This window comes from Thermomicrobiales bacterium (genome assembly GCA_023954495.1).
In the GTDB taxonomy this organism is placed as follows: Bacteria; Chloroflexota; Chloroflexia; order Thermomicrobiales; family CFX8; genus JAMLIA01.
The window spans coordinates 21577-28498 of sequence record JAMLIA010000039.1; the positions used below are offsets into that span (position 1 = coordinate 21577).

Here is a 6922-nt window from a genome sequence, read left to right on the forward strand (position 1 = left end):
AGTGACTTCTATACATTGCTCTGCAATGTATAATGCTGCTAGATACGCGGTGCACCGGGCAGGAGTATCAGTGCATGGATGTCGAGCAGTCCGATCTGACAGCGTGGTCCGACCAGCGTCATTTCACGCCCGGAGCGCAGGTTTGTGGGGCTCTCCTGCGTTGGACTCAGTCGAGCGGGTGGGAGATTTCTCACTGCGGTTCGAAATGACAGGAGAAAGGGTTGGCTGTCGTACCGGGATGCTCGCCATTGCTGGCACTGACGACCCACTCAATGGGTTGTCAATGTCAAGTTGTCCAATCGGCAGCCAACTTTTTGTCCTGTCATTTCGAACCGCAGTGAGAAATCATCCCACCGCTCGACTGAGTCCAACGCAGGCGGGACCCGATCGGCACTTCCGGACTGGACACCGTTCTGAGCGACGAGAGCAGGTAACGCGATGGGGATCAACAAGGACCTGATTGCTGCGACATCAACGCCGATCGTTCTGGCGATTCTGGCGGAGGACGACAGTTACGGCTACGCGATTCTGCAGCGGGTGCGGGAAGTGTCCGGTGGGCGGATGGAGTGGACCGACGGGATGCTCTATCCGGTGCTGCATCGCCTCGAGCGCCTCGGCCACGTCGAGGCGCGCTGGGAGACGGCGGACACCGGCCGACGGCGCAAGTACTACCGCATCACCGCACAGGGCGAGGCGCAACTGGCCGAGGAGCGCCGACAGTGGCTGGCCGTCGATTCGACGATGCGCAATATCTGGAACGCGCTATCCGCTCCGGTAGCTGACGGGGCATCGGCAGCGTTTGGCGCTGCGCCGGAAGGAGCCGGGCAATGACGGCGAATGGGCCGGCACTGTCGCTGGAGGATCAGATCGACCTCTGGCGCTCGTACCTTCGTCGGCGACAGACGATCCACCCGGTCGATATCGATGAGTTGGAAGATCACCTGCGCGAGCAGATCGACGTGCTCGTGGACGCCGACCTCTCGACCGACGAGGCGTTCCTCGTCGCGGTCAAGCGTATCGGCAGCCTGGATGCGCTTTCGCGCGAATTCGCTCGTGAGCACGCGGACCGGCTTTGGAAGCAGCTCGTCGTCGCCGGGCCGGAGAGTACTACGGCGGCCGGCTTGCGCCGCACCGACGCAGTCGTCGCCATCGGCTTTGCAATCGTCGCGGCAATTGCGATCAAGCTGCCGTCACTGTTCGGCCTTGATCTGGATGGCGATGCCGGGTTTTACGCACGCAACGCCAGCTTGTTCGTCCTGCCGTTCCTGACGATGTACTTCGTCTGGAAGCGGCGGATGGCGCTGCATATGGCGCGCTGGCTGGTGCTGCCGTTCATTGCAGCCGGGATCTTCGCCAACGTCTATTCGTTCGTCAGCGGTGGGGCGAGCGAGTCGCTGACCGCATTGCACCTGCCGATTGCCCTCTGGCTGGCGGTTGGCATCGCCTACGCCGGTGGCCGCTGGAACGAGGTCAGTGGCCGGATGGACTTCATCCGTTTCTCCGGCGAACTGTTTATCTATTATGTCCTGATCGCTTTGGGCGGCGGCGTCCTGATGGGCGTCATGGCCGTCATCTTTCAGGCGATCGGGATCGATATCGAGCGCTTCTTCGAGTCGTGGATGCTGCCGTGTGGTGCGGTCGGCGCGGTGCTGGTTGCGTCGTGGCTGGTTGAAGCCAAGCAGAGCGTGATCGAGAACATGGCTCCGGTGCTGACGCGCCTGTTCACGCCGATGTTCGCGGCGATGCTGCTGGCGTTCCTCGGCGCGCTGGTCTGGACCGGGCGTGGCATCGCCATCGAACGTGATGCGCTGATCGTCTTCGATCTGCTGCTGATCGTCGTGCTTGGCCTGCTGCTCTACTCGATCTCAGCTCGCGATCAGCACGCGGCGGCCGGGCCGTTCGACCTGCTGCAGATCATCCTTGTCGTCAGTGCGTTACTGGCGAACGCGGTCGCGTTGTGGGCGATTGCATCACGGATCAACGACTTCGGCTTCACGCCAAACCGGACGGCTGCGCTGGGCGTGAACGTCCTGTTGCTGGTGAATCTCGCCTGGTCGGCTGTGCTCTACGTCCAGTTCCTGCGCGGACGCGGCACCTTCGCCAGCCTGGAGCGCTGGCAGACGCGTTACATCCCAGTCTATGCACTCTGGGCGGCCACCGTCGTCGTTGTCTTCCCTCCGCTGTTCGATTACATCTGATGAGAAGTGGCTCGTCCGACAGGCAATACTTATCACGACAGACGTTGGTAATGTACGGGCGTATTGCATACGCCCGTTCAGCCGCCAACCCACCCGGTCGGCACCCACCGGCATGGCCGCATGCGAGCGTCACGACCCCGCATAAAGACGCGCCGAAGGGAACACCCTAATGCTCTATTGGTTAGCTGGAGGACTCACGCTCCTGCTGGTCGTGTCATGGGTCGCATCGCGCATTCTGCGTGCAGTCCTGGGGCCGAGTTGGGAGCCGAAGAAGTCGGCAGGGCATCAGCTTGGTGAGGCGGAACAGTTGCAGCGGAACCAGCGCATCTAACGGTCACGGCACCCGCTGCTGGTGCAGCATCGGCTGCTCCGCCGTTTCAGTACCGTGCGCGCGGATGTAGAGGTAGCCAATGACGACGCCGACGGCACAGATCAGCGCGACCTCGGCGGTGGCGGCCTGCACCCCCTGGTGGTCGGCCAGCGTGCCGATGACAAGGCTGCCGATCGGTGTCGAGCCCATAAACAGCAGCGTGTAGAAGCTCATTACGCGGCCGCGCATCTCCGGTACGCTGAGCATCTGCAGGCGGCTATTGGCGGTCGCGCTGAAGGTGATGCTGAACACGCCCAGTGCAATCAGGACAGCAACGGTCGTAAGCCAGATGTTGGACAGCGCCAGACCCGTTAGCAGCACTGGAAAGCCAGTTGCGCCAATCATCAGCGTGCGTCTGGAGACGCGCCCGGAATAGGCAATGCCAAGTGCTGCCGACAGCGAACCCACGGCCATCGACGAGGTCAGGATACCGAAGCCGATTGGCCCGGCATCGAGCACGTACTTGGCAATCAGCGGCAGCAGGACGGTGAAGTTGTAGCCGAACGTGCCGATGACGGCCATCAGAATCAGCACAAGCGCGATGTCCGGCGTTCGCGCTGCGTAGCGCACACCCTCGGAAATCTGGTTCAGCATGCGACCCTTCGGAGGATTCGGCACGTCGAACAGCTCCTCCTCGCGCATCATCGCCAGACCGATCAGCACCGCGACAAAGCTGATCGCATCGATGGTGAAGCAGCCCGCAACACCGACCCAGGCAATTGTCAGCCCGCCCAGCGCCGGGCCGATCAGGCGGGCGGAATTGAACACGATCGAGTTCAGCGCGATGGCGTTTGGCAGATCCTCCGGGCCGGCGAGTTCCTTCACGAATGCCTGCCGGGCCGGGCTATCGATGGCGTTCGTGATGCCCAGCAGCGTGGCTAGAACGTAGATGGCTAACAGGTTTGTGTTGCCGATGATAACCAGGATTGCGAGGGAGGCCGACGGAACGAGCTTGACTGCCTGCGTCACCAGCAACAGTCTGCGCTTGGATACGCGATCGGCAATGACTCCGCCGAACAGCGACAGGAAGAGGACCGGCAGCGTTTGAAACGTTGTGACAAGGCCGAGGGCGAGCGGCGAGTCGGTGATTTCGAGAACGAGCCAGGCCAGCGCGATCCGCTGCATCCAGGTGCCCATTGCCGAAACGACCTGCCCCGACCAGAACAGGCGGTAGTTGCGATTGCGGAGTGCGCGAAACGTTTGATGCAGTGCGGCGCTTGCAGACTGGCGTCGTCCGGTTCGTTTGACGCCCTCGGGAGCGTCAGGTGATGATGAGCCAGTCTTCTGCATTCGCCGCTGCTCCTCCGCTAGATGTTGTCCCTCGAAAGTATAGAGCATCAATATAACCTGTTGCAGCCTGACGCGCTACGATTGTGCGAAGTGACTGGCACTGGCAAATATCTTGCAGCGCAGGCAGCCAGAGACGTGCGATGGCGCGTCGACAGAACCAGAGAGGGCGACGTTGACCGACCAGACGACCAAAGCAAAGGCGATGAAGAAGGGCGACGATATTCGTCGCTCGACGCTGCTGACCAGCGACGATGTCTTCCTGTTCAACGAAGGCACCCACCAGCGACTCTATGAGAAGCTCGGCTCCCACCTGGTGACGGTTGATGGCGTCGACGGGGCGTACTTCGCCGTCTGGGCACCGAACGCCGAGCGCGTCAGTGTCGTCGGCGATTTCAACGGCTGGGACGCTGAGAGGACTCCGCTCCAGAGCGAGGGCGTATCCGGCATCTGGGAAGGTTTTGTCCCGGCCATCCAGCAGGGTGCTATTTACAAGTATCAGATCTGGTCACGGCACAATGGCTACGCTGTGCAGAAGGCCGACCCGTTCGCCGTGCATGCGGAAACGCCGCCGAAGACCGGCTCAATTGTCTGGGATCTCGCCTATGAGTGGGGCGATGACGTCTGGATGGCCGAGCGCGGGACACGCAACAGCGCCGACGCACCGATCTCGATCTACGAGATGCATTTCGAGTCGTGGATGCGTGTGCCGGAGGAGGGCGGCAGATCCCTCTCCTATCGTGAGATGGCACCGAAGCTGGCCGACCATATGCACACCACCGGCTTCACCCACGTTGAGCTGCTGCCGATCATGGAGCATCCATTCTCCGGCTCGTGGGGTTACCAGACGACCGGCTTCTTCGCACCGACCAGCCGCTTCGGCACGCCGCAGGATTTCAAGTACTTCGTCGACTATCTCCACCAGCGCGGCATCGGCGTCATCCTCGACTGGGTGCCGTCGCACTTCCCGACCGACGAGATCGGCCTCTACAACTTCGACGGCACGCACCTGTACGAGCACGCCGATCCACGGCAGGGCTACCACCCGGACTGGAACACGGCGATCTTCAACTATGGGCGACCCGAGGTCTGTTCGTTCCTGATGTCGAGCGCGATCTACTGGCTTGACCAGTACCACATCGACGGGCTGCGGGTTGATGCCGTCGCGTCGATGCTCTATCTCGACTACTCGCGCAAAGAGGGCGAGTGGATCCCGAACAAGTTCGGCGGGCGCGAGAACCTCGAAGCGATCGACTTCCTGCGGCGGCTGAACACGGCGGTCTACGGCGCGTTCCCGGACGTTCAGACGATCGCTGAGGAATCGACCGCCTGGCCGATGGTGTCACGTCCAATCTATGTTGGCGGTCTGGGCTTCGGCATGAAGTGGGACATGGGCTGGATGCACGACACGCTGGCCTACTTCTCGAAGGATCCGATTCACCGCCGGTTCCATCACAACTACCTGACATTCCGTGGACTGTACGCCTTCACTGAGAGCTTCGTCCTGCCGCTGTCGCACGACGAAGTTGTCCACCTGAAAGGCAGCCTGCTGGAGAAGATGCCCGGCGACGACTGGCAGAAGTTCGCCAATCTCCGGGCGCTCTACGGCTACATGTTCGCCCAGCCGGCGAAGAAGCTGCTGTTCATGGGCGCCGAGCTGGCCCAACGTTCGGAATGGAACCACGACGGCAGCCTCGACTGGCACGTGTTGGAGTCTGAAGCACACGTCGGCATTTCGCGCTGGCTGACGGCGCTGAACAATGCCTATCGCTCTGAGCCGGCGCTGCACGAGCTGGATTTTGACCCGGTTGGCCACGAGTGGCTGGATGCCAACGACACGGAGAACAGCGTCATCTCGTTCGCCCGCCATGCGCGCGACCGTCGCGAGTCGGTCATTGTCGTCTGCAACTTCACGCCGGTGCCGCGCTACGACTATCGCGTCGGTGTAGCCGAAGCGGGTTTCTACCGTGAGATCCTCAACAGCGATGCGGAGGAGTACTGGGGCAGCGGCCAGGGTAATTTCGGCGGCGTTGACGCCACGCCGGTTGCCTGGCATGGCCGCGACCACTCGCTCACGGTTACCGTCCCGCCGCTCGGTGTTGTGATGTTCAAGAAGGCCGACGCATCCTGATCCAGCGCCGCTGCGTGCCGTGTCCTGCAGTTCGGGACAGGGCACGCGCCATGCGTTATGCCAATCGGGAGAATCGACACTGACGCTTGGGGGAGAGATGCCGGAGCTGGAGTTGGGCGCGGTCTGGCTCGGTGAGGAGCGGGTCAATTTCACTGTCTGGGCACCAAAGGCGCGCACTGTTGAAGTGCACCTGCTTGATGAGCAGTCACGTTACATCGCGCTCGAGCCGCGTGAACACGGCTACTTCAGCGCTGTCGTCGACGGCATCAGCCCTGGCGACCGCTACACCTATCGTCTCGACGGCAGCGACGAGTGGCCGGACCCGGCCTCGCGGTACCAGCCCGACGGCGTGCACAGCCCCTCAGCGATTGTCGATCCTGCGTTCGTCTGGACGGACGCCGACTGGCGTGGGATCGCCCAGGACGAGCTGATCATCTACGAGTTGCACGTCGGCACTTTCTCATCCGAGGGTACCTTCGATGGTGTCATCCCGTTCCTGCCCTATCTCAGCGATCTGGGCGTGACGGCGATTGAGCTGCTGCCGGTCGTCCAGTTCCCCGGCGAGCGCAACTGGGGATATGACGGCGTCGATCTGTTCGCTCCGCACTCCGCTTATGGTGGGCCGGAGGGCCTGCGCCGCCTCGTCGATGCCTGCCACGCGCACGGCCTCGCTGTCCTGCTCGATGTCGTCTACAACCATCTCGGGCCGGAGGGCAACTACCTCACCAAGTTCGGCCACTACTTCACCGATCGTTACCACACGCCATGGGGCGATGCTGTCAATGTCGATGGGCCGTGGAGCGATGAGGTCCGGCGCTTCTTCGTCGAGAACGCGCTCTACTGGACGCGTGAATATCATATCGATGGCTTCCGGCTCGACGCGACCGATCGCATCATTGATGAGTCAGCCACCCACTTCCTCCGCCAGCTCAGCAG

General features: G+C 62.1%; 6 protein-coding genes. 5 read left to right on the forward strand and 1 reads right to left on the reverse strand.

Annotation, left to right across the window (positions count from 1 at the left end):
• Positions 1-438: 438 nt before the first annotated feature.
• The 3 genes from M9890_09130 (at position 439) to M9890_09140 (ending at position 2529) form a co-directional block, all read left to right on the forward strand.
• Positions 439-831 carry a helix-turn-helix transcriptional regulator gene (locus tag M9890_09130; GenBank protein MCO5177115.1) on the forward strand — a complete coding sequence of 131 codons (393 nt, stop codon included), beginning with the start codon at positions 439-441 and terminating at the stop codon, positions 829-831.
• Positions 828-2198 (forward strand): permease prefix domain 1-containing protein, encoded by a 1371-nt coding sequence (locus M9890_09135; GenBank protein MCO5177116.1) that lies wholly within the window; start codon positions 828-830, stop codon positions 2196-2198. The genes M9890_09130 and M9890_09135 overlap by 4 nt, the downstream gene beginning before the upstream one ends.
• A gap of 169 nt (positions 2199-2367) precedes the next feature.
• Positions 2368-2529, forward strand: a complete 162-nt coding sequence (locus tag M9890_09140; GenBank protein ID MCO5177117.1) for a hypothetical protein — start codon at positions 2368-2370, stop codon at positions 2527-2529.
• Between the two features lie 3 nt (positions 2530-2532).
• Here M9890_09140 and M9890_09145 read toward each other — a convergent pair whose 3' ends face one another.
• Positions 2533-3858: an MFS transporter gene (locus M9890_09145; protein MCO5177118.1), complete on the reverse strand. Its 1326-nt coding sequence runs from the start codon at positions 3856-3858 to the stop codon at positions 2533-2535.
• A gap of 172 nt (positions 3859-4030) precedes the next feature.
• Between M9890_09145 and glgB the strand changes: the two genes are divergently transcribed.
• Positions 4031-5986 (forward strand): 1,4-alpha-glucan branching protein GlgB, encoded by a 1956-nt coding sequence (gene glgB, locus M9890_09150; protein MCO5177119.1) that lies wholly within the window; start codon positions 4031-4033, stop codon positions 5984-5986.
• Between the two features lie 97 nt (positions 5987-6083).
• A partial coding sequence (locus M9890_09155) for an alpha-amylase family glycosyl hydrolase (GenBank protein ID MCO5177120.1) occupies positions 6084-6922 on the forward strand: 839 nt, incomplete at its 3' end.

What these genes read in the sequence shown, in the direction of transcription:
- M9890_09130 (MCO5177115.1), top strand. Translation starts at nt 439, where the DNA reads ATGGGGATCAACAAGGACCTGATTGCTGCGACATCAACGCCGATCGTT.
- M9890_09135 (MCO5177116.1), top strand. Translation starts at nt 828, where the DNA reads ATGACGGCGAATGGGCCGGCACTGTCGCTGGAGGATCAGATCGACCTC.
- M9890_09140 (MCO5177117.1), top strand. Translation starts at nt 2,368, where the DNA reads ATGCTCTATTGGTTAGCTGGAGGACTCACGCTCCTGCTGGTCGTGTCA.
- M9890_09145 (MCO5177118.1), bottom strand. Translation starts at nt 3,858, where the DNA reads ATGCAGAAGACTGGCTCATCATCACCTGACGCTCCCGAGGGCGTCAAA.